The following is a 19,542-nucleotide window of genomic DNA, read 5'->3' on the forward strand; positions in this document are numbered from 1 at the left end:
TTGCAGGGGCCATGACGCTGATACGCAGATCAGTCAACCAGCCCCAAGTGGGGTCGCTATGGATTCGTGTCCGTACTTCGTGACAGGCGCACGCAGCGCTCGAAGGATCACGGTGAGTCGGTTTGAAAGCGACGGCATCGCCGCCAACCGGAACTCAAGACACGCTCTTGGCAAAGCACCCGACGGTGTTGCCCGGCTTGAAAAAGGTCAGAGGGGATGAACGAAAATTCCCTGCAATTCCAAGGAATAGGTAATTGTGACACGTCCATTAGGGTTTGTCTAGGGGGCTATGAACGCATTCGATCTTTGGCGCAGCATGGGCATACATCCGGTGCTCGCACTCCTGCGACAATTTCCCCATGAGCACACAAGAGAGCCTGTCGCTTGATCTCCCCGGGGCCGACGGCCCTTCTTCGGCCTCAGTGTCGGGGTCTGTGCCCCTGGGCGCGCCCCTTGCGGAGCGTTTGCGCCCTCATACGCTGGATGAGGTGGTTGGGCAAGATCACCTGCTGGGGCCTGGCCAGCCATTGCGTGTTGCATTCGAGTCGGGGCAACCCCACTCAATGATCCTGTGGGGGCCGCCGGGCGTTGGCAAAACCACGCTGGCTCGCCTCATGGCGCATGCTTTTGATGCGCAATTCCTGGCAATCTCGGCTGTGCTGGGCGGGGTCAAGGATATCCGTGAAGCCGTTGAGCAGGCGCAGGCCGCGCGACGCACCGGTCGTCGCACCATCGTTTTTGTGGACGAGGTCCATCGCTTCAACAAAGCACAGCAAGACGCCTTCCTCCCGCATGTCGAGTCAGGGCTGTTCACGTTCATTGGCGCCACGACGGAGAACCCCTCGTTTGAGGTCAATGCCGCCTTGTTGTCACGTGCGACGGTTCATGTGCTGCGCGCCATGGACGATGCCGCCATGCTCACCTTGCTGGAGCGCGGGCGTGCCGCGTTGGCGGGGCCGGCTCTCACGCCCGCAGCCCAAACGCGATTGATTGCCTATGCTGACGGAGATGCCCGTCGCGTGCTCAACACCTATGAGACCCTTGCAGGCATGCTCAAGGGGCGCGATCTCATTGACGAGGCCGCACTGGAAAAGTCCCTGGGGGAACAACTGCGTCGTTACGACAAGGGCGGTGACCAGTTCTACGACACCATCTCGGCCCTGCACAAGTCCGTGCGAGGCTCAGATCCCGATGCGGCTTTGTATTGGTTTGTGCGCATGGTTGATGGTGGGGTGGATCCGCGCTACATCGTGCGCAGACTCATCCGCATGGCCAGTGAAGACATTGGCCTGGCCGATCCGCGTGCGTTGCGACTGGCACTGGATGCTGCCGAGACCTATGAGCGCCTTGGCTCGCCTGAAGGTGAGCTCACCCTGGCGCAATGTGTGGTGTATCTGGCCGTGGCCCCCAAGAGCAATGCGGTGTACACCGCGTACAAGGCCGTGCGGGCTTGGGTCAAGCATGACGTGACCCGACCTGTGCCCATGCATTTGCGCAATGCGCCCACCAAGCTCATGAAAGAGTTGGGGCACGGCGATGGCTATCGCTATGCGCACGACGAGCCGGATGCGGTGGCTGCGGGCGAACGGTATTTTCCGGATGGCATGCCCGCGCAAGCCTTCTACCAGCCTGTTGCGCGAGGCTTGGAGATCAAGATTGGAGAGCGGGTGGCACAGTTGCGCTCGCTGCTGGGCGACGAACGCTCGAAAGACTGATCGGCCTCGTCCGTCGTGTCCAATCAGGGCAGTGTGATCGTGATGTTGGCAACCTGCGGGGCCATCTGGACGATGTGATGAGGTTCGCTCAGCCGCTCTCGGGCGAAGCGTGTGAGCTGCCAATTCAGACCCAGGAATGTCGTCAGAGCGAGTAAGCCAATGATCGACGCGATGACCCAAAGAGGGACTTCGCTTCGCAATTGATGTCGTACTCGGTCTGGCGCCTCCCAATGAGGCGCGAATCCGGCGCCATGACCTTTGATGCGCGCAATTTCGTCACCCACGCGCGCGGTGAGGTAGCCGAGCTTCTCTGAGCCTTCCATCAGGTACTTGCCTTGAAAGCCCAACAAAAGGCACATGTGAAAGACTTCCATGGCTTGTACTCGCGGTGCTCCCTCTCTGCGCAACGCTTCCAGCTTGTCAAAGAACAACTCACCGGCCAATTGATCGCCAAAGAACTGCACTTGCAAGGGTAGGCGCTGCCACGCTTCCCGAACCTTGAAACTCGACATGAGTATGGCTTCGTCGATCGTGGCGCAAAACGCGTATTTGCAAGCATAGACATCTTCGGCTGATGCATTCAATCTCGTTGCGCCTCGCTCGAAAGAGGTCAAGAACTGTTTGATGCGATCTCGGAAAACTTCGCCATCCAGCGGAGCATGTTTGGCGCGGAGCAAAAACAGAAGATAGAACCCGTCGTACATCAAATCAAGCAAGCTACTGCTGTCACTGTGCTGCTCGTGTGCCGAGTGGGTTTTGACGGGAGGCCGGTCGAAAAGGCTTGGGTTCTCGTGGGTGGAACGCATCATGAAGTCCGATCAAGCAGTGATGGCAATCAACTCCAGTCCCAAGTCCTGGATGCCGGACGGCACATAAACGGTCACGGATTGGGATTGCAGCATGCGCTCGTAGAGATTGCCGCGCTGCTCCATGGCGAAGTAGTAACAGCCGGGACGAACAGGCACTGCCGCTGGAACCTGTGGTGCGTGCACGAGACGCACGCCAGGCATGGCGGAGAGTACCAACTTGTCCACGTCATCAGGCGCACCGACCTTGAAGCGCTGAGGCACGATCTCGACCAACTCGGCGGGCGTCACGGATGCTGAGACTCCGAGGAAGAACTGCGTGGTTTCTGAGATTTGGTCCGACGCCAAACGACCAGCGTGGAATGACGGCACCTTCTCTTGAAGTGCAATGGAGAAGCAGCGTGTGGAGATCACCGTCTCAAGCAGTTCGCGCACGATCTGGTCCAGCTTGGTGAAGGCAGGCCCCGGGTTCGCGTGCTCGTAGGTTGGCAAGTCTGCCAGCGAGTACGTCTTTGAAAACGTCATCAAGGCACCGGCCAATTCCAGCAACTTCTCGAACAGTCGTTCCGGGTGCAGGCTGGCATGGCGCGCAAGATGAGACAGTCCTGCAAAGGCGGTGCTGGCCGTGTGCAGCAGCCAAAACGATGCCACGTCACCCGAGCGAAACTCGATGATGTTCTTGCTGGGCTCCCGGTGTATGCCGTACAGCGCATCGACCTTCGCCTGCAGGACATCCAGCAGGCGGCGCAAATATAAAAAGAGTGCTGGTGATGATTGGATCTGAATCGTCGGAGGGATGAACCGACCGTCAAGCTCGTAGCCTCCCGTAGCACTCCGTTTGAGCCTCAGGGCTGGCATGGTGATCAGATGAGATCGAGGTTCGCGATCTGTGAGCAGCTTCGCGGACTTTTTGAGTGTGGTGAGTTCTGCTGTGACCGACGCCGTGAAGATGTCTGCCACGTGCTGGTGGTGGAGATAGTAACGAACAGCCGTGTCTGCTTCTTCCTGGGTGCTGGCCATGTTGCTGCCAGCGCTGCGCAGCGGGGCCAATGCGAGGTGAACGATCTCTTCACCGTCTCTGGTCGACAGTTCGTTCAACGAAATGGCGGGGGGCAGGTCATCCTCGCTGGGAGCATTCAACAACTCCCCGTCTGGCATGACAGCCTGAATTTCCAAGATGCGCAGCAAGCCGGATTGGAGTGCATCGGCATCAATCTTGATGTGTTTGATGCCCCATGCATAAGGATGGACCAGGCGCGTCATCTGAGCCAGTCGCCACTCATGATAGGCATCTTGCTGCTGAAAGTGTTGCGGGCGCAGGAACAGTCCTTCGCCCCAAAGAATCTTTTGTGAATGGATCATGAATAGCTTATGAGTGAGGGCTTACATCCGCTCAGGGCACGGAATGGCTACGTGACGTGCGGTGCCGGACGGCATGTTCATTGGCTCGCCAATTTGCACACTCATCGCGCACGCATGCGCTCCGATGGAGAGCCCTGTTGCTTCGGCAGTGCTGGCCTTGAAGGCATAACGCCATCGACCGGGCGCAGGGTTTCGATAGAGCATCACCACACCAATGAACTTGATCTCGCGCGGAAGTCTCTCCGACGCTTCATAGCGCTTTCCGGGGTAGATCTGAACTTCCTTGACGCTGACGAGCTCATCTCCCATGGCCGCTCTTTCCTTGTCGAGGTCGCCAAATGAACCAGCAGGCGCTTGCAAGAAGCTGTCGACGCCATGCAGTCTGTAAAGGCGGACCAGAACAGACAAGGGCAGGCCATCGGCGGTGGTGTTCAAGGATGAGCTGGCGGCGATGCGCCAGTTGATATGGCGATCAGGGCGTGCGCTGTCCTGGACGTCAGGCCTCTTGAGCCCAAAGCTATCCAGAACTGTGTCGGTTACGTTGCCGAACCATCCAGGCCACTGTGAAGGGGCTTGACTTGAAGCGTCCAGCAAACCCTGATCCCTGTCCAGTGCCGCCGAGGCAGATGGCGGAGCGCTGGCGCATGCGGAAAGCGTCGTGCAAGCCGCCATGAAGCATTGGCGGGTCCATCCCTGAATTGATTTATGCATATCTCTGACCACGTTTGTGACGCGGGTTGATAAAAGTTTATGTTCTATTTGAGGATCAAATCATGAGCCACACCTAACAGAGGGGTGGTATTTGCAACGAGATGAAAGAGTCTGTAATTCACCCCCGAATGGGGGCGGGCAAGCCAAATGAATTTAGATTTAATGCGCGCTGTTCGTGGTGGCTTGATCTGCTGCGAGCATCAAACAAAAGAAATTCAGGGAGTACTCGAATGACGGAGATGAATGCCCAGCGAGCCGTTTCTCGCATGCTGGCCATCGTTTTGCTAATTGCTGTATCGGCCTGTTCAACCGCCCCCAAGCGGGATGCAGAGGCAGAGAAACAGGCTGTGCAGGAGAAGGTCGGGGAAAGTCTTTCCGCTGCGGACAAGGCGCACAAAGCGGGGCAGGTGGATCAGGCCTTTGAGCAAATTGACAAGGCCATCAAACTGGATCCGGCCTCCAAGCAGCCGTGGCTCAAGAGAGCGCAAATTCACTTTGATGCACGGCAGTATGGGTTCGCCATTTCCGACGCCGAAGAGGTGCTTCAGCGTGACGTCAACGATGTGACCGCAAAGAGCATTCTGGCCGTCAGCGGCTTGCGCGTGAGTGCCCAGGCACTGGAGCAATTGCGCAAAGTCAATGAGGTGAGTGGTTCGACGCGCAGCGAAGCTGAAAGCGTTGCACGCATCATTCGCGAGGCACTTGGCGAACCCATTCTGATCCCGGCTGCAGCCATGCCCGTGACGCCTGCAACCAAGACAAAGGCGCGCCCCGCGCCTCGCAAGGTGGCCGGTGCTGGGAGCACTGACGCCGTCGCGTCAGAAGCGGGCCCAGTGTCGACGGCCAAGCCGTCTGCACCCGTGAAGCCCGCCAGTCCCCCAGTACGCAACAACCCGTTTGGCGCTTTGCAGTAATCGAATTCAAGAAGGGATCGTCATGGCCAAGAAAGACAGCATTCAGGATCGATTGGGGCGTGTCCGAGCCCCTCGCGTTCAACTGACATATGACGTTGAAGTGGGTGATGCCATCGAGCAAAAGGAAATTCCTTTTGTGGTGGGTGTCATGGGTGACTTCACGGGGCAGCCCAATCCGGACAAGCCCCAGACCAAGCTGAAGGACCGCAAGTTTGTCAATGTCGACATGGACAACTTTGATGAGGTCATGACCGGCATGGCACCACGTGCCAGCTATCGCGTGACGAACCGGTTGACCGGGCAGGGTGGCGAGTTCGCTGTCAATCTTGCGTTCAACAAGATGGATGACTTTCGTCCGGAGTCCGTGGTGCAGCAGGTGGATCCATTGCGCAAGTTGCTGGAGGCGCGCACCAAATTGTCCGACTTGCGTAACAAGCTGGCGGGCAATGAAAAGCTGGAGGACGCACTGAGCGAAGTGCTGAGCAACACGGAGAAGCTCAAGCAAATCGGTGACGAGGCTCAGAGCGTGGAGCAGGAGTGAACCCATGAGCGCACAACTGCAAACTCAAACGGCGGCACCTGTCGAGCGTCATACCCTGTTGGATGACATTGTCGCGCGCAGCAAGGTTGCCAAGACTGAAACCGAGCACGCCCGAGCCAAAGACATCATTGGTGAACTGGTCAAAGAGGTGATGGAGGGCACGGTGATCGTGTCTGAGAACCTTTCGGCCAACATCGATGCACGCATTGCAGAAATCGATCAGCTGATTTCCGAGCAACTCAGCGAAATCCTTCATGCCCCGGAGTTCCAGAAGCTGGAGTCATCTTGGGCAGGGCTGCATTACCTCTGCAAGCACACTTCAACAGGCGAGCGACTCAAGATCAAGCTCTTCAATGCGACCAAGCGAGACATCGTCAAGGATTTCAAGACAGCCATCGATTTCGATCAGTCGGCGCTGTTCAAGAAGATTTACGAGGAGGAGTTTGGCACCTTCGGTGGCTCGCCATTCGGCACGCTGATCGGGGATTTTGAAGTGGGCCGAACAGCCGAGGACATGTACTTTGTCGAGCAAATGGCGCATGTGGCGGCCGCCGCCCATGCTCCATTTATCTCGGCAGCATCGAACGAGTTGTTTGGACTGGAGAGCTTCACTGATCTGGGCAAGCCTCGGGATCTGGCCAAGGTCTTCGACACCGTGGATTACGCCAAGTGGAAGTCTTTCCGAGAGTCAGAGGACTCCCGTTATGTTGGGCTGACACTGCCGAGGTTTCTGGGGCGACTGCCGTACGACCCCAAGGAAGGTACGACCACAGAAGGCTTCAATTTTGTGGAAGACGTTGACGGGTCCGATCACAGTAGGTATCTGTGGGTGAATACAGCCTATGCACTGGGTGCGCGCTTGACGGCCGCCTTTGAGACCCATGGCTGGTGTGCCGCCATTCGCGGTGTGGAGGGCGGGGGCTTGGTGGAAGACTTGCCCACGCACACATTCAAGACCGATGACGGTGAATTGGCCTTGAAGTGCCCGACCGAAGTCGCCATCACAGATCGCAGAGAGAAAGAGCTAAGCGATTTGGGCTTCATCCCATTGGTGCATTGCAAGAACACCGACTACGCCGCGTTCTTTGGCGCCCAGTCTGCTCAGAAGGCACGCAAATACGACAGCGATGCCGCCAATGCCAATGCTGCCTTGTCTGCACAGCTGCAATACATGTTTGCTGTCTGTCGGATTGCGCACTACATGAAGTCCATGATGCGCGACAAGGTGGGAAGCTTTGCCAACACGCTCGATGTCGAGCGCTATTTGCATAACTGGCTCATGCAGTACGTGGTGGATTCTCAGGATGCCTCCCAGGAGATCCGTGCTCAGAAGCCGCTTCGCGAGGCCAGCGTTGAAGTCAGCGAAGTGCCCGGTCGTCCAGGTGTGTACCGTGCGGTTGCCTTTGTGCGGCCGCATTACCAGTTGGACGAATTGTCTGTTTCGCTGCGTCTGGTTGCGGAGATGCCGCAAGGTTCGAAGTAAGCCAGAGCACATCGACCGACGGCCCAGACGCCGTTGGCGCTAACTCAATCAGGAGTGATCCATGAAGGACATCTACGTCAAGTTCAGCAAGCCGCTCAACGGCAAAGAAATAAAGGGCGAGTCGCGTGACAACGGGACGGGCACCACGCATCCGGCACCTTGGTTTGAGGCCACGAGCTGGAACCATTTCATTCGCCAACCGAAGTCTGCAACAGCTTCTACGGCGGGTGGTCACACCGCAGAGCGTTGTGAACACGGTGAAATGATCTTCACCAAAGATCTGGATCTGGTGAGCCCCCAGCTCTGGGAAGCGTGTTCCGCAGGCACCTTGTATGACGACGTAGAGATTCACTTCATGCGTGCGAATGGGACCAATGATCGGGTCTTGTACCTGAAGATCCAACTCAAGAAGGTCATCATTTCTCAAGTGGTGCCCAGCGTGGATCAGGAGGGTTTGCCGACTGAAACCTTTGGCTTGAAGTACTCGGCTGTGCAGTGGACCTATACGCAGCAGACGATGGATGGCAAGTCCAAACCGGGGCAGGTTGCGTCCTGGAGCCTGGCAACGAACAAGGCAACCTTCGACGCCCCGAACTGATCGGTGTGTGACTGAGCGTTGACCAAGATGGGGCGGGTGGTGCCCCATCTCTTTTTAGAGGCAACCATGTCCAAAGTCGTGCGCATCCGTCGCAGCATTTTTGACCGATTGCTGGGGGGGCATAGTGATACCCCAGAGGGGGTGATGCAGACCTGCACCATTGAGCAAATGCGTGACGCCGTGGCGCGTGACCTTGAGTGTTTGCTCAATGCAAGATCGGCCCTGGACTTTGAGTCCAAGGAGCTGGGTCCGTATGCCAGTCGCTCTGTGGTTTGCTTTGGCGTCCGGGACTTCGTGGGGCGCGTGATGTCGAGTTCCGAGGATCGGCGACACATCAGCCACAGCTTGTCTCATGCGATTGAAGCACACGAGCCGCGACTTCAACATGTGCGGGTCGAGTTCCATGAAGACCAAAAGGACCGTGGTTCGTTGGGGTTCACCATTCGCGCGATGTTGGTCATTCGACCTGCGCGTGAGAGCGTGAGCTTCGATGCAGTGCTGCAGCCCTCGCTATCTCGCTATCGCGTGACGCAGGCACGTTTTGCCACGCATTGATGAATTAACACTCGCCAGTCGAGTCGCCGTATGGATGAACTGCTGCCCCATTACGAACGCGAATTGGCGTTTTTGCGAAACCGGTCAGGGGACTTTGCTCGTCGCTATCCCAAGATTGCTGGGCGTTTGCAGGTCAGCGGGGACGTGGGGGATGATCCTCATGTCGAGCGGCTCATGGAGTCATTTGCCCTGCTGGCCTCGCGTGTCCATAAGCGCTTGGACGATGATTTTCCGCTGTTCACCGAGTCCTTGCTGGAGGTGCTGTATCCGCACTACCTTCGGCCTTTTCCATCGTGCTCTGTGGTGGCCTTCGATTTGGGCAGTGCAGCGGCGCAGATGAGTCAAGCTGTGGTGGTTGAACGGGGATGCTCCTTGCATTCACGGCCCGTCAAGGGGGTGACTTGTAAGTTCAGGACGACACAAGATGTGCGCCTTCTTCCAATCAAGCTGACAGAAGCGAGCTATCGCAACGCCATCGCTGCGCCCAGTGGCGGGTCTGCGTTGCCGCAAGGCGCAACCTCTGTGCTTTCCCTGTCACTCACGCGGATATCGACGCAGATGTCTTGGCGGCAACTGCTGGAATGTGCGCTCACGGTCTATTTGGATGGCGAGGCATCACAGGTCAGTGTGCTCCGAGAAGCAATTTGCCATCACGCTCAGGCCGTGATGATTCAGATTGGCGCCAACCAGCCTTGGCGCCAAGTGTGCGATGGCGCGAAGGGAGCAGCCAGGGCGGTCTTGCAAGGGTTCGACGCAGATCAGGCCTTGGTTGACTGGGACGCGCGATCAAATGTGGCATATCGCTTGTTGGCGGAGTACTTTGCGTTTCCTGAGAAATTCAACTTTGTCTCCTTGCCTGCCGTTGGCGGCTTGATTCCTGAAGAGGCCGCGGTGGACTGCATCACATTGCATCTGCCGATGTGCGGCATCCGTGCAGATTCAGATCAATCGCGCTTGCTGGAGACCATCTCGGCGAGCAACTTTGTGCTGGGTGCAACGCCTGTGGCCAATCTCTTTCGTCAAGCGGCTGATCCGATCCGGCTGACTCATCGCAACTCGAGCTATCCCCTTGTGGTGGATGGTCGCAAAGCGTTTGGCTATGAGGTCTACGCACTTGATAGGGTGTTTCGGGTTCGACAGTCAAGTTCGGGTGAGACCGTCGATGAGGTGCGCCCGTTTTTCTCCCTGCATCACGATGACTTGGCGGGAGATGGTGGGCGCGGGGAGGGCGTGTCGCCCGGGCACCTGGGCTACTGGCAGCTGAGCCGAGATGAAGATTTGGCGCAAGTGAGTCCAGGGTACGAGACGAGCCTCACGTTCGTGGACGGGCGCTTTGAGCCCATGACACCGGGCGTGGACACACTGTCCCTCGAAGTGACGGCAACCAACAGAGATCTGCCGAGTTTGCTGTCACCAGGGACTGCCGGTGGGGATCTCTTCGTGGAAGGTGGTGGTCCTGCGCGTGAGATCAAGTTGCTGAAAAAGCCAACCTCCTCGATGCGGGTGGAGCGTGGGCGTGGCGTGTTGTGGCGCTTGATCTCCCATTTGTCGCTGAATCACTTGTCGCTCTCGGGGGCTGGACTGGATGCGATCAAGGAGATGCTGCGTTTGTACGATTGGCCGCGAAGTGCCGCCAATCAGCGTCAGATCAATGGCTTGGTGGCGATTGACTTTAAACCGGCTTCAGCGTGGTTGCCGGGGCAACCCTTTGCGACGTTTGTACGTGGCACCGAGATTCGCCTGACGGTTGACGAAGAGAGCTTCGTTGGTACAGGGCTGGGCTTGTTTGCTACGGTGCTGGATCGCTACTTTGGCATGTATGTGCATGCCAACAGCTTCACCCGTTTGACGCTGGTGTCGGCACGAACTCAGGAAGAGGTGGTGACATGCCTGCCCCGCAACGGCGACATCACACTGCTGTGATTCCAGCGCTGCTGGATGAGCCGCAGCGCTTTGAGTTTTTTCAGGCTGTTCGCCTGTTGGATCGCTGGCTGGCATCTGCTGAGGCGGGGCGCGGTCTGCGTCGTGTGCAGTTCCGCAATTCAATTTCACTGGCATTTCCAAGCAGCGAGATCGAGTCGCTGACGGTGCGCGGGCGTACTGATCTGGAGGATGTCGATCGCACAAGCGGTCGGGATGCATCAGAGATTGATGCTGTGGAATTGACGCCATCCTGCATGGGCTTGCTGGGTGTGTCCGGTGCACTGCCTTTGTTTTATACCGAGGCGATTGCGCAGCGTGAATTGATGCACCGAGATCCCTCGGCGCGGGCCTTCTTGGACATCTTCAGCCATCGAGCCGTGTCGATGTTCTATGAAGCATGGCGCAAGCATCGACTGCCCATTCAGTTTGAGCATGACCGTCGGGATCGCTATCTTCCGATCGTGTTGGCTTTGTCCGGTTTGGGGCAGCGCGGGATTCGCGAGCAGCTGCGCTCGCTCCTGGGCGGTGTGCGGGACGAAAGTCTGGCCTTTTTTTCTGGGGCTATCCAGCAGCGTACCTGGTCTGTGCATCAGATGCAGAGTGTGCTCACTCAGTATTTCGGCGTTCCGGTGCGCATGGAGCAGTTCGTGGGACGGTGGTATGACGTTCCAGAGGAGGGCCGAACTTGTCTGGGGCGTGAGACTGTGCGTCTTCGCGGAGCGGGTGTGCTGGGCCAGTCGGCTCTGGTGGGCGCGCGTGTCTGGCAGCGAGATCTGCGCATGCGCGTCGTTCTGGGGCCATTGAACCGCCGCCGGTTTCAGAGCTTCTTGCCCGGTGCATCTGGTGCGCTGGCACTCAGGGAGTGGCTGACCTTGTTCACTGGCGTGAGTCTTGAGTACGAGATCAACTTGCAGTTGGCCAAAAACGAGGTCCAGGGGGCCAGTCTGACGAGTGAGCGACTGCCCATGCAGGGGTGTCTGGGATGGGACACCTTTTTGTTGACCGCCGGCGCTCAGTCCGACCGGATGGACGTTCGTTATGACATTCATTTGGCCTGATCCGAGCCAAACAAAACATTTACCTACGCTGTCATCGCCATGAGTCAAAACCTGAAGACACTCATCACCAAGCTCAACGACACCACAAGGCAGGCCGCTGAGCGTGCTGCCAGCCTTTGCATGAGCCGTGGTCACTTTGAAGTGGACATTGAGCATTTCATGCTGGCACTGTTGGAGCAGCCTCAGAGTGACATGGCCGTGCTGTGTCGGCGTTTTGATGTGTCCGTGACAGGGCTGCAGAGCGACTTGGAGGATGTTCTGCGCGACTTCAAGGCTGGCAATGCCCGAACCCCCGTTTTCTCTGCGCATCTGCCTGTCTTGCTTGAGCACGCGTGGCTGATCGCATCGCTGTCATCGCACACGGTGCGGATACGAAGTGCCGACTTGCTGCTGGCATTGCTGACAGAACCCGCGTTGAGCCAACTGGCCGCACGTGCTTCTCGGTGGTTTGCTCGATTCAAGTTGGACGAGATTCGGCACCGTTTGGCTGAGTGGACTCGGGACTCCGTGGAATCAGAGCAGGGCTCTCAAGCATTTCTGGGATGCTCTGCCGATGGTGAGGGCGAGGCGCAGGGGGCTGCGGGGCGAACGCCAGCGCTGGATCAGTTCACCATCAATCTGACGGCCCGTGCGCAAGCGGGCAAGGTGGATCCTGTCATTGGGCGTGATGCCGAGATTCGGCAGGCCATTGATATCTTGATGCGCCGTCGTCAGAACAATCCGATCCTCACGGGGGATGCGGGGGTGGGTAAGACCGCTGTGGTGGAGGGGCTGGCGCTGAGAGTGGTGCAAGGGGATGTGCCGCCGAGCTTGCAAGGCGTCGCCATTCACGTGCTGGACATGGGCTTGCTTCAGGCAGGGGCTTCGGTAAAAGGCGAGTTTGAGAACCGCTTGAAGAACGTGATTGATGAGGTGCGAAAGAGCCCTCACCCCATCATTTTGTTCATTGACGAGGCACACACCATGATTGGTGCAGGGGGACAGGCCGGACAGAATGACGCCGCCAATTTGCTGAAGCCTGCTTTGGCTCGCGGGGAGCTGAGGACGATTGCCGCAACAACTTGGGGCGAGTACAAGAAGTTCTTTGAGAAGGATGCGGCACTTGCTCGGCGCTTCCAGGTCATCAAGGTCGAGGAGCCGACGGAGGAGTTGGCATGCGCCATGTTGCGCGGCATGGCGCCGCTGATGGCCAATCACTTTGGTGTGAGGCTGTTTGACGAAGCCATCACCGAGGCGGTGCGGCTGTCTGCGCGATACATCAGTGGCCGACAGTTGCCCGACAAAGCCATCAGCGTGCTGGACACAGCGTGTGCCAAGGTGGCATTGGGGCAGAGCGCCACTCCCGCGCGCGTTGAGGATGCGCGTAAATGGGTGGATCGTTTGGATGCGGAGGCGGCGTCGCTTCAACGAGAGCAAGCCACGGGTGTGTCGCACGAGGCACGATTGGCTGATTTGAAGGGGCAACGTGACGCAGCAGAAGCGCAAATGTTGGCCGATGAGCAGCGTTGGTCTGCAGAGCAGAGCTTGGTGCGAGAGATTGTGGCGCTGCGAGATCGGATGGAGCATCACGCGGGGGGGCTGTCCAGCGAGGAGCAAGCGGTCCTGACGCAGAAGCAAACCGAGCTGGCTGCGTTGCAAGGTGAAGCACCGTTGGTGCCCATGCAAGTGGATGGGCAGGTGGTGGCTGAAATCGTCGCGGCCTGGACGGGGATTCCGCTGGGCAAGATGGTCAAAGACGAGATCAATACGGTGCGCAACCTGCAGGCCACGTTGCAGGACCGGGTGATCGGCCAGGATCATGCGTTGACAGCGATCGCGCAGCGTGTTCGCACGGCCCGTGCCGGACTCGAGGATCCGAACAAGCCTAAAGGGGTTTTCTTGTTTGTGGGGCCGAGTGGCGTTGGCAAAACCGAGACGGCTTTGGCGCTGGCCGACATCCTCTATGGCGGCGAGCGCAACCTCATCACCATCAACATGAGCGAGTACCAGGAGGCGCACAGCGTCAGTGGCTTGAAGGGCTCTCCCCCGGGGTACGTCGGCTATGGCGAAGGTGGTGTGCTGACCGAGGCCGTCCGTCGCAAGCCTTATAGCGTGGTCTTGCTGGATGAAGTGGAGAAGGCACACCCGGATGTGCTGGAGATGTTTTTCCAGGTGTTCGACAAGGGTGTCATGGATGATGCCGAGGGGCGTGAGATCGACTTCCGAAACACGGTGATCATCCTGACCTCGAACGCTGGCTCGCAGGGCATCATGCAGGCCTGCTTCAAGCATGACGAGGCATTGGGGGGGGCGATCATGAAGACGCCAGCGGAGTTGCCCGCCGCAGATGAGTTGGCCGAGGTGCTGCGGCCGGTGCTGTACAAAACGTTCAAGCCAGCTTTCATTGGACGGACCAAGGTGGTGCCTTACTACCCGCTTCAGGACGAGGTGCTGGCAGAGGTGATTCGCCTGAAACTTGATCGCATTGCCAAGCGCGTGCGGGCGAACCATCAGGCCGAACTGGAATATGACAAGGCCTTGATCGAGACGGTGCTGGCGCGCTGCACGGAGGTGGATACCGGTGCACGCGCCGTCGATCACATCTTGAATGGCAGCCTGTTGCCGGAGGTGGCTGACAGTGTGCTGGCACGCATGGCGGCAGGGCAGGTCATCAACAAGATCAAGGTGTCAGCGGGCAAGAATGGCGCTTTCAAATTCAAAGTGAGCTGAACTGTGCTGTGTCGCGGGGGCGCGCAGGGGCGTTGCGGTCAGTCTGCGAGCATCAGCAATGCTTCGTCGCGCCAGTACAAGACGGCCTCGTAGTAGCCTTCCCACACGCAGCCGTTACAGCCTCGTCCGCAGCATGATGTGGGCGCTGGTGGCGGCGAGCGTAGTGCAACGCCCTTTGATGCAGCCTGCGCCTGCAGCGTGGCAAACATGGCCTGAGCCGAAGCGAGGTCGGTGAGCGGGAAATCCTGCGGGTTCATGGGCGACAAATGGGTCGTGCAAAGTGCTGATCTGATCGAGCGCGCCGTGGCATATTGCGTGACTGACTGCATGCCGTTGAGGCGGGCTGGGCCTGGGGTGTTGCGGTGATCTGTCGTAATGGCTTGAGATGTCCCACATCAACCCTGAATTGTCCAATATCGATGTGCCCACGACCACGACCACGACCGCGATGCTGGCGGTGTATGGCCGTGTGGTGACGTGGAAGCATTTGATTCTCACTGCAACGGGGATCTTCTTGCTCATGAGTGCCGCGTCGGTGGGCGTGGCGTGGTGGGCGTGGCAGAACCTGGCTGCACAGGTCGTGCTCAAAGAGCAGGATGTGCGAATCCGGCTACCCGAAGCTTTGGCAGTGGAAGCTGCTGTTAGTCAGCGGGTACAGGTCAGGGTGGATCAGACGGTACCGGTTCGGGTGCCAGTGCAGCAGGATGTGCTCATTCCGCTGGATGGGGAGATCCCGATCCAGGTCAGCTTGGACACGGTGGTGCCGATTCGGCTGGCGGTGCCCGTCAAACAGGTGTTCAAGGTGGATCAGCTGGTTGACCTCGATACGCGTGTTCAGACAAAGGTGCTGGGCATGTCTGTGACCGTGCCCATCAAGGGGCAGGTGCCTGTTCGCGCGGACGTGCCCATCGACATGATGATTCCGGTGGCGCAGGATGTGCCCATTGCGATGACCGTGCCGGCAAAGGTCCAGGTCAAGGAGCCCTTGCGCACGCGCATTGACACGGTCATTGAGGCGAAGGTGCCCCTCCATCAAGCCTTGTCTGTGCCCATTACGGCACCGGTGAAGGCTCGACTGACTTTTCCTGAGCGCACGGTGGCGGCGGGCTTGAATCTGATGGACGTGACCATCCCATTCGATTCGGTCAAGCTGATTCAGCGCGAGGGCATGCCCCAAGGACCTGGGGGGCATTGATGTCGGTGCCAGGGATGGGTGAGGCTGCGCGTGGATGGCACCGGCCCGTGACAGGTCGGGTCTTGCTGGGTGTGAGCGTGGGCTTGTTGCTGGTGTGGGTGCTGGCGCTGGTCACGGGCGCCTGGCTGTTTTATGCCCATTGGCAGAGCGTGATCTCGGTGGTGAATCAGCCCATGACCTTGCGCTTGCGCGATGGCACGCAGGCGGTGGCCGAGGTGTTGACGCCTATGCAGGCGCAGTGGCCGCGTGTGGCGCCGCTACGCCTGCCCGTAGATCAGGTGATCACGGTATCGGCGCAGGATGACGTGCAGGCACAAGTTCGGGTGCAGGCGAGACTGCCGCTCAGGACCGAGGTGCATGTGCAGCAGGCTGTGCCGGTGAAAACAACCATGGCCTTGAGTGTGCCCGTGGTGTTCGACTGGCTGCCTCGCCTGGATGTCAGGGTGCCCATCGAACTGAGCTTGCCCGTGGACATGCACGTGCCCGTGGTGGCAGACATTCCGGTGTCCTTGGACGTGCATGTGACCGGGACGTTGCCGGCGTCCCTGGACGTGCCTTTGCGAGCTTCGCTGCGGGTGCGTCCCGCGTTGTTGGGGGCGATGCAGTCCGAGGTGGTCTCGCAGACTTTGTTTGCATGGCGGGCGCCGCAGTCACCGGTGCCGATGATCATTGAGTCCGCGAACTTGCGCGTGCCGTTTGATTTGACCTGGCTGCGTCAGCGCTGAGGCTCGGCTTGATCGGCTTCACGGAGGACTGCGATGGCCTCCTTGCACCAGTTGTACCAGCCGTGCTCGTACATGATGCCGGTCTTCAGAATGAGGTGCTGGATGCGTGCCTCGCGGGTGAGCGGGGTGCCTGTTGGGAAGTCTCGTGCCTCGATGGCGCGGTAGGCGGCCAGCTTGGTGGCGTGCAAGGCCATGCGCCGTTCGATTTCGGCCTGCATGCCCAGGGGGCCGATGACGGCATCGGCGCGCAGTCGCACCATGAGTTCGTCGCGCATGTCGACCAAGGGAGCTGGTTCGCGCGCCCAGCGTTCCAGTTCGATGCGGCCGGCATCGAGCACGTGGTACATCTTTTTACGGGTGCGTCCGCCATCGGGGGCCGCTTCGGAGGCGATCCAGCCGTCTTTTTCCATGCGCGCCAACTCACGGTAGATCTGCTGGTGCGTGGCGCGCCAGAAGAAGCCGATGGACTTGTCAAAACGGCGGGCGAGGTCGTAGCCTGAGGACGATTTTTCCAGCAGGGACGTCATCAAGGCGTGAGAAAGCGACATGGCGCCAGTCTACGTGTCGTCAGACAACTATGCAACCAGTTGCATACCTGTCTCGAATCCCCTAATATGCATTCATGCAACTGGTTGCATAGTTGCGTTGTCCTTATCGTTTCTGTTTCATCATCAGAAAGAGCCTTTCCATGAGCGCTTATCCCCACCTCCTGCAACCGCTTGACCTGGGCTTCACCACCCTGCGTAACCGTGTCCTGATGGGCTCGATGCACGTGGGTCTGGAAGAGGCCAAGGATGGCTTCGAACGCATGGCTGCTTTCTACGCTGAGCGTGCGCGCGGTGGCGTGGCGCTGATGGTGACGGGTGGCATTGCCCCGAACGACGCCGGCCGTCCTTATCCCGGTGGTGCTCGCATGGCCACGGAAGAAGAGGCCGCGCAGCACAAGGTGGTGACCGATGCCGTGCACGCTGCCGGCGGCAAGATCGCCATGCAGATCCTGCACTTTGGTCGCTATGCCTACCATCCTGGTATGGTCGGCCCCAGCCCGATCAAGGCCCCGATTTCGCCGATTCCCCCCCGTGAACTGACCACTGAAGAAGTCTGGCAGACCGTGGAAGACTATGCCAACTGCGCCGCCATGGCTCAGAAGGCAGGTTACGACGGCGTGGAAGTGATGGGGTCGGAAGGCTACCTGATCAACGAATTCATCGCGGCTCGCACCAACCACCGTACCGACGAGTGGGGCGGTTCGTACGAAAACCGCATGCGCTTCCCGGTGGAAATCGTCAAGCGTGTGCGTGAGCGCGTGGGCGCGAACTTCATCATCATCTATCGCCTGTCCATGCTGGACCTGGTGGAAGGTGGTTCGGATTTTGACGAAGTGGTGCAGTTGGCCAAGGCCATCGAAGCGGCTGGCGCCACCATCATCAACACCGGGATTGGCTGGCACGAAGCCCGCATTCCCACCATCGCGACCAGCGTGCCGCGTGGTGCCTTTGCTTGGGTGACCAAGAAGATGAAGGGCCAGGTCAACATCCCTCTGATCACGACCAACCGCATCAACACGCCGGAAGTGGGCGAGCAGATCCTGGCCGATGGTTGCGCCGACATGGTGTCGATGGCGCGTCCGCTGCTGGCCGATCCGGAGTTCGTGAACAAGGCCGCAGCGGGCAAGGCCGAGACGATCAACACCTGCATTGGCTGTAACCAAGCTTGTCTGGACCACACCTTCAGCGGCAAGATCACGTCTTGCCTGGTGAACCCACGTGCCTGTCACGAAACGATCCTGAAGATCGAACCGGTGACGGCGAAGAAGCGCGTGGCTGTGGTGGGCGCCGGTCCTGCTGGCCTGGCTGCTGCCACCACTGCTGCGCGTCGTGGTCACGATGTCACCCTGTTTGAAGCGGGTGAGGACGTCGGCGGCCAGTTCAACATCGCCAAGCAAGTGCCTGGCAAGGAAGAGTTCTACGAAACGCTGCGCTACTTCCGCAACGAGTTGAAGGCTTCGGGCGTGAATGCGCAGTTCAACACCCGCGTGAGCGTGGACGACCTGGTCAAGGGCGGTTTTGACGAGATCCTGCTGGCCACTGGTGTGACGCCTCGTACGCCTGCGATCGAGGGCGTGGACCATCCCAAGGTGCTGAGCTACCTCGACGTGCTGCGTGACAAGAAGCCGGTGGGCAAGTCGGTTGCCGTGATCGGTGCCGGTGGGATTGGTTTTGACGTGTCGGAATACCTGACCCATGAAGGCGAAAGCCCCTCGCTGAACCTGGAGAAGTTCAACGACGAGTGGGGCATTGATTCGGCGTACACCGAGCGTGGTGGCCTCAAGGCGCCGCACCTGCCGACACCGCCCCGTCAGATCTTCTTGCTGCAACGCAAGACCAGCAAGGTGGGCGATGGTCTGGGCAAGACCACGGGCTGGATCCACCGCACCTCTCTGAAGAACCGCAACGTTGAAATGATTGCTGGCGCGAGCTACAACAAGATTGACGATGCGGGCTTGCACATCACGGTCGCTGGCAAGGACGTTCTGCTGCCGGTGGACAACGTGGTGCTGTGCGCGGGTCAAGAGCCGTTCCGCGAACTGCAAGCTGGCCTGGAGGCCGCTGGCCAGAAGGTGACGCTGATTGGTGGCGCCGATGTGGCGGCCGAGCTGGATGCCAAGCGCGCGATCAAGCAGGGCACCGAAGTCGCTGCAGCGCTGTAAGCCTGCCCGCGTGATCGACAGGCACAACGATGCGTCAGACGCGCATCGTTGTGCTGGTGTCGGATGAACCCTTGTCGGAGTTCGAAATGGCTTTGTCTCCCCATCTGCAACCGGCCGTGGCCGCTTCGCTGGCCCTGTGGCACGACATGGTGTCGCAAAAGGACATGGCACGTTTGCCGTCCATCTTGCGCGATGACGCCGTGTTTCGTTCACCCATGGCGCATTCCCCCTACGCGAGCGCCGCGGCGGTGAACCTGATCCTGACAACCGTCATGCAGGTGTTCGAGGCGTTTGAGTATCACCGTACCCTGGTGTCGGATGATGGTCAGAACGTGGTGCTGGAGTTCAGTGCGCGCGTGGGCGACAAGCAGCTCAAGGGCATCGACATGATCCGGTTCGACGACAACGGCAAGATCGTGGACTTTGAAGTCATGGTCCGGCCCATGAGTGGCTTGCAGGCGTTGGGTGCCGAAATGGGCGCTCGCCTGGCGGCTTATCTGCCTGCCTACAAGGCTTCACCTTCTCAGTGAGATTCAA

General features: G+C 59.0%; 18 protein-coding genes. 13 read left to right on the top strand and 5 right to left on the bottom strand.

Annotated elements, in window-relative coordinates:
* Positions 1–359: 359 nt before the first annotated feature.
* Entirely contained in the window at positions 360–1,715 is a 1,356-nt protein-coding gene (locus ACOYNB_RS11300) for a replication-associated recombination protein A (protein ID WP_422839168.1), read from the top strand.
* A gap of 23 nt (positions 1,716–1,738) precedes the next feature.
* Here the strand turns inward: ACOYNB_RS11300 and icmH are convergent, their stop codons facing one another.
* The 3 genes from icmH to tssJ are packed head-to-tail and all read right to left on the bottom strand — an operon-like array spanning position 1,739 to position 4,594.
* Entirely contained in the window at positions 1,739–2,524 is a 786-nt protein-coding gene (icmH, locus tag ACOYNB_RS11305) for a type IVB secretion system protein IcmH/DotU (protein ID WP_422839169.1), read from the bottom strand.
* 9 nt (positions 2,525–2,533) lie between these two features.
* The gene (tssK, locus tag ACOYNB_RS11310) at positions 2,534–3,883 is read right to left on the bottom strand and encodes a type VI secretion system baseplate subunit TssK (RefSeq protein ID WP_422839170.1); all 1,350 of its coding nucleotides are present in this window, start codon (positions 3,881–3,883) and stop codon (positions 2,534–2,536) included.
* A gap of 21 nt (positions 3,884–3,904) precedes the next feature.
* On the bottom strand, positions 3,905–4,594 hold the full coding sequence (gene tssJ, locus ACOYNB_RS11315; protein WP_422839171.1) for a type VI secretion system lipoprotein TssJ: 690 nt from the start codon (positions 4,592–4,594) through the stop codon (positions 3,905–3,907).
* A gap of 230 nt (positions 4,595–4,824) precedes the next feature.
* On the opposite strand from tssJ, the gene ACOYNB_RS11320 reads away from it, so the two are divergent.
* The 8 genes from ACOYNB_RS11320 (at position 4,825) to tssH (ending at position 14,375) form a co-directional block, all read left to right on the top strand.
* On the top strand, positions 4,825–5,508 hold the full coding sequence (locus tag ACOYNB_RS11320) for a hypothetical protein (RefSeq protein WP_422839172.1): 684 nt from the start codon (positions 4,825–4,827) through the stop codon (positions 5,506–5,508).
* 22 nt (positions 5,509–5,530) lie between these two features.
* A complete protein-coding gene (gene tssB, locus ACOYNB_RS11325) occupies positions 5,531–6,049 on the top strand; it encodes a type VI secretion system contractile sheath small subunit (RefSeq protein WP_422839173.1) in 519 nt (172 codons plus the stop codon).
* A gap of 4 nt (positions 6,050–6,053) precedes the next feature.
* Positions 6,054–7,532 (top strand): type VI secretion system contractile sheath large subunit, encoded by a 1,479-nt coding sequence (gene tssC / locus ACOYNB_RS11330; RefSeq protein WP_422839174.1) that lies wholly within the window; start codon positions 6,054–6,056, stop codon positions 7,530–7,532.
* 61 nt (positions 7,533–7,593) lie between these two features.
* Positions 7,594–8,130 carry an Hcp family type VI secretion system effector gene (locus ACOYNB_RS11335; RefSeq protein ID WP_374256378.1) on the top strand — a complete coding sequence of 179 codons (537 nt, stop codon included), beginning with the start codon at positions 7,594–7,596 and terminating at the stop codon, positions 8,128–8,130.
* Between the two features lie 66 nt (positions 8,131–8,196).
* Positions 8,197–8,685, top strand: a complete 489-nt coding sequence (gene tssE, locus ACOYNB_RS11340) for a type VI secretion system baseplate subunit TssE (RefSeq protein WP_422839175.1) — start codon at positions 8,197–8,199, stop codon at positions 8,683–8,685.
* Between the two features lie 30 nt (positions 8,686–8,715).
* Complete coding sequence (tssF, locus tag ACOYNB_RS11345) at positions 8,716–10,608, top strand: type VI secretion system baseplate subunit TssF (RefSeq protein ID WP_422839176.1); 1,893 nt, start codon at positions 8,716–8,718, stop codon at positions 10,606–10,608.
* Positions 10,572–11,666, top strand: coding sequence for a type VI secretion system baseplate subunit TssG (tssG, locus tag ACOYNB_RS11350; protein WP_422839177.1), 1,095 nt, complete (start codon positions 10,572–10,574; stop codon positions 11,664–11,666). Before tssF ends, tssG begins: the two co-directional genes overlap by 37 nt.
* Positions 11,667–11,705: 39 nt before the next feature.
* Entirely contained in the window at positions 11,706–14,375 is a 2,670-nt protein-coding gene (gene tssH, locus ACOYNB_RS11355; RefSeq protein WP_422839178.1) for a type VI secretion system ATPase TssH, read from the top strand.
* A gap of 38 nt (positions 14,376–14,413) precedes the next feature.
* Here tssH and ACOYNB_RS11360 read toward each other — a convergent pair whose 3' ends face one another.
* Positions 14,414–14,632: an oxidoreductase-like domain-containing protein gene (locus ACOYNB_RS11360; RefSeq protein ID WP_422839179.1), complete on the bottom strand. Its 219-nt coding sequence runs from the start codon at positions 14,630–14,632 to the stop codon at positions 14,414–14,416.
* A gap of 128 nt (positions 14,633–14,760) precedes the next feature.
* Between ACOYNB_RS11360 and ACOYNB_RS11365 the strand changes: the two genes are divergently transcribed.
* Both ACOYNB_RS11365 and ACOYNB_RS11370 read left to right on the top strand, forming a co-directional pair.
* Entirely contained in the window at positions 14,761–15,570 is an 810-nt protein-coding gene (locus ACOYNB_RS11365; RefSeq protein WP_422839180.1) for a hypothetical protein, read from the top strand.
* Entirely contained in the window at positions 15,570–16,295 is a 726-nt protein-coding gene (locus ACOYNB_RS11370) for a hypothetical protein (protein WP_422839181.1), read from the top strand. Before ACOYNB_RS11365 ends, ACOYNB_RS11370 begins: the two co-directional genes overlap by 1 nt.
* Here the strand turns inward: ACOYNB_RS11370 and ACOYNB_RS11375 are convergent.
* A complete protein-coding gene (locus ACOYNB_RS11375; protein ID WP_374256365.1) occupies positions 16,286–16,843 on the bottom strand; it encodes a PadR family transcriptional regulator in 558 nt (185 codons plus the stop codon). The genes ACOYNB_RS11370 and ACOYNB_RS11375 overlap by 10 nt on opposite strands.
* A 140-nt stretch (positions 16,844–16,983) precedes the next feature.
* On the opposite strand from ACOYNB_RS11375, the gene ACOYNB_RS11380 reads away from it, so the two are divergent.
* Both ACOYNB_RS11380 and ACOYNB_RS11385 read left to right on the top strand, forming a co-directional pair.
* Positions 16,984–19,005 (top strand): FAD-dependent oxidoreductase, encoded by a 2,022-nt coding sequence (locus ACOYNB_RS11380; RefSeq protein ID WP_422839182.1) that lies wholly within the window; start codon positions 16,984–16,986, stop codon positions 19,003–19,005.
* 86 nt (positions 19,006–19,091) lie between these two features.
* Positions 19,092–19,535: a nuclear transport factor 2 family protein gene (locus ACOYNB_RS11385; protein ID WP_422839211.1), complete on the top strand. Its 444-nt coding sequence runs from the start codon at positions 19,092–19,094 to the stop codon at positions 19,533–19,535.
* Positions 19,536–19,542 lie beyond the last annotated feature (7 nt).

Source organism: Aquabacterium sp., assembly GCF_049317225.1.
Taxonomy (GTDB): Bacteria; Pseudomonadota; Gammaproteobacteria; order Burkholderiales; family Burkholderiaceae_C; genus Aquabacterium.

Coding starts and splice junctions, on each gene's coding strand:
- tssE (WP_422839175.1), top strand. CDS start 8,197: ATGTCCAAAGTCGTGCGCATCCGTCGCAGCATTTTTGACCGATTGCTG.
- ACOYNB_RS11360 (WP_422839179.1), bottom strand. CDS start 14,632: ATGAACCCGCAGGATTTCCCGCTCACCGACCTCGCTTCGGCTCAGGCC.
- ACOYNB_RS11320 (WP_422839172.1), top strand. CDS start 4,825: ATGACGGAGATGAATGCCCAGCGAGCCGTTTCTCGCATGCTGGCCATC.
- tssJ (WP_422839171.1), bottom strand. CDS start 4,594: ATGCATAAATCAATTCAGGGATGGACCCGCCAATGCTTCATGGCGGCT.
- ACOYNB_RS11365 (WP_422839180.1), top strand. CDS start 14,761: ATGTCCCACATCAACCCTGAATTGTCCAATATCGATGTGCCCACGACC.
- tssH (WP_422839178.1), top strand. CDS start 11,706: ATGAGTCAAAACCTGAAGACACTCATCACCAAGCTCAACGACACCACA.
- ACOYNB_RS11385 (WP_422839211.1), top strand. CDS start 19,092: ATGGCTTTGTCTCCCCATCTGCAACCGGCCGTGGCCGCTTCGCTGGCC.
- tssB (WP_422839173.1), top strand. CDS start 5,531: ATGGCCAAGAAAGACAGCATTCAGGATCGATTGGGGCGTGTCCGAGCC.
- ACOYNB_RS11375 (WP_374256365.1), bottom strand. CDS start 16,843: ATGTCGCTTTCTCACGCCTTGATGACGTCCCTGCTGGAAAAATCGTCC.
- ACOYNB_RS11335 (WP_374256378.1), top strand. CDS start 7,594: ATGAAGGACATCTACGTCAAGTTCAGCAAGCCGCTCAACGGCAAAGAA.
- ACOYNB_RS11370 (WP_422839181.1), top strand. CDS start 15,570: ATGTCGGTGCCAGGGATGGGTGAGGCTGCGCGTGGATGGCACCGGCCC.
- ACOYNB_RS11380 (WP_422839182.1), top strand. CDS start 16,984: ATGAGCGCTTATCCCCACCTCCTGCAACCGCTTGACCTGGGCTTCACC.
- ACOYNB_RS11300 (WP_422839168.1), top strand. CDS start 360: ATGAGCACACAAGAGAGCCTGTCGCTTGATCTCCCCGGGGCCGACGGC.
- tssG (WP_422839177.1), top strand. CDS start 10,572: ATGCCTGCCCCGCAACGGCGACATCACACTGCTGTGATTCCAGCGCTG.
- icmH (WP_422839169.1), bottom strand. CDS start 2,524: ATGATGCGTTCCACCCACGAGAACCCAAGCCTTTTCGACCGGCCTCCC.
- tssK (WP_422839170.1), bottom strand. CDS start 3,883: ATGATCCATTCACAAAAGATTCTTTGGGGCGAAGGACTGTTCCTGCGC.
- tssC (WP_422839174.1), top strand. CDS start 6,054: ATGAGCGCACAACTGCAAACTCAAACGGCGGCACCTGTCGAGCGTCAT.
- tssF (WP_422839176.1), top strand. CDS start 8,716: ATGGATGAACTGCTGCCCCATTACGAACGCGAATTGGCGTTTTTGCGA.